The sequence below is a fragment of the Bradyrhizobium jicamae genome (assembly GCF_001440395.1).
Taxonomy (GTDB): domain Bacteria; phylum Pseudomonadota; class Alphaproteobacteria; order Rhizobiales; family Xanthobacteraceae; genus Bradyrhizobium; species Bradyrhizobium jicamae.
The window spans coordinates 1-1,744 of the sequence record NZ_LLXZ01000137.1 but is presented as its reverse complement, the minus strand read 5'-3'; the positions used below and the strand labels follow the sequence as shown (position 1 = coordinate 1,744).

The 1,744-nt window shown below is 59.7% G+C and carries 2 protein-coding genes and 1 pseudogene; 1 reads left to right on the top strand and 2 read right to left on the bottom strand.

The genetic code is table 11. From position 1 onward, the window contains the following. Positions 1–489, bottom strand: a 489-nt coding sequence (locus CQ12_RS44055; RefSeq protein ID WP_157088402.1) for a hypothetical protein, incomplete at its 3' end; no start/stop codon positions are given. A gap of 131 nt (positions 490–620) precedes the next feature. Between CQ12_RS44055 and CQ12_RS22315 the strand changes: the two genes are divergently transcribed. Then, positions 621–1,211, top strand: a complete 591-nt coding sequence (locus CQ12_RS22315) for a helix-hairpin-helix domain-containing protein (protein ID WP_157088401.1) — start codon at positions 621–623, stop codon at positions 1,209–1,211. A gap of 68 nt (positions 1,212–1,279) precedes the next feature. Here CQ12_RS22315 and CQ12_RS46550 read toward each other — a convergent pair. Beyond that, positions 1,280–1,375 (bottom strand): annotated as a pseudogene (locus CQ12_RS46550) (IS5/IS1182 family transposase); the annotation flags it as partial. Positions 1,376–1,744 lie beyond the last annotated feature (369 nt).

The window sequence follows — 1,744 nt, the reverse complement described above, 5'->3', positions numbered from 1 at the left end:
AGCTACTGTGCCGCTTTTCTGGTCATTTGAGAGCTGAAATACGCGATGAAAAGTGTCCTCGACTGCGAACTGCAGGCCAGCTGAGGGGCCGTAGTCGACAGCACCCTTGTTCGTTCCGGGTGTTGGCAAGGTGACAAAGGAGTTATTCGTGACCGGCGTGTGAGTAAACGAGTAGGAGAAGGTGCCTGCACTCCCTGCGGCTTTGGCGGGCGGAGCAGGCGGCATGCTCATCCATGTGCCAGATGCAGTGCCCTTTCCGTCACCATTAAAGTTCAAGCGAGCCTGAAAATTCTGCACCAATACGAAGCTATCGTTGCCATTCGCAATTGTCGGATTTCCCTTGATATCATTTGCAAATCCAGACGGCGCCACTAAACAGTTCGTAATGCCCGCAACGGCATAGGTGCCTTTCAGTTTGTCGTCGGCGGACGCCACCCCTGCCGAGATCGACGTCGTAGCGAAGACAAATACCAATGCGATGTATCTCATGGCATTCCCTCCTGTTGTCGCTGAGCGACATCCGTTGAAGCTCGCCTGAGTTTCGATCGGATGCAGCCCGAATCCCGACATCCGTCAAATTGCGCCGCATTGATGTGCATCAACGTTGTGCGAGGGATTGAATGACCGCTTGTGATGCTGTGGACGGCTCCTCCACGGGCGCGAGCGGGAAGATCGACCTGAACACGGCGAGCCCGGCCGCGCTGACGCGCTTCTTCACCGCGCTTACGGGCGATCAGTCGAAGGGCAGTCGCATCGCCGCGCAGATCGTCGAATTCCGCAAACCCAAGGCGCAGGGCACGCCGGGCGCGGGGTCTGCTGAAGCACGCTTCACCACCGTGATGCAGCTCGATCAGATCGACGGCATGTCGCCCCTTCTGTTCCGGACGGCGCTTCGCCATGTCACGGTTCGCTCCGGACGGCCCGAGCCCGACATCGAGGCCGCCTCTCCCGCGACGCTCAGATTGCTGAATGTCGCGCCGAAGCAGGCGGCCGGCAAGCGAGGGCTGCCCACGGGCGGCAGCATGACCATCCGCGCGGATATCAGCGCCCCGGACGGCACCCGCTTCATACGCGAGGCGCTGGTCTCGCTGGAAAGCGGCAATGGCTGTCCCTTCGTCATCCGCGAATGGCGGCGCGGCGATATCGATTCATCAAGCGCCCAAGGCGCGGCGCGCGCGTGCCTGCGCGTTCGCGACGCGGCGGCAAGCTGACCTTCCGCATCGACGATGAAGCCGCAACTGGGGCGCGGACCCCATTAGCGCGCAAATCCGGATTGATGCGAGGCGCCGGTCGTCAACACGGGGAATCCACGCGGCTTGTTCGAAAGGAACGGCCTGATGGCAACCCATTCAAAGTCCGTCAGTTCATGCCGCATGATTCGAGGTCCCGATTTGAGCGCTTGAATCACGTCCGAACCGGTGCCTTCACCTGGCAAAATCGGACAATCGGCATTTCCGAGATTAACCGGCAACCCCTAACCGGACATGCTGGGGACATGCCAGAATCGCGCGAATAACCCAAAGCCATCTTTGACCATCAGCGTCGCTCGTGGTCCAGCATTTTGCTATTGTGGCCTTTTCATTCTTGAATATCGGCCAATGGAGCACGCGATGCCAAACAGCAAGGCGATCGAGGCGACGTCGCACAACCCGGTGCCGCAGGGCTATGTGCTTGGTGCCGGAGAAGGTGAACACCTGATCCATTTCCGTGATGGCGGCAACATCTTCATCAAGGTCGACCCCGT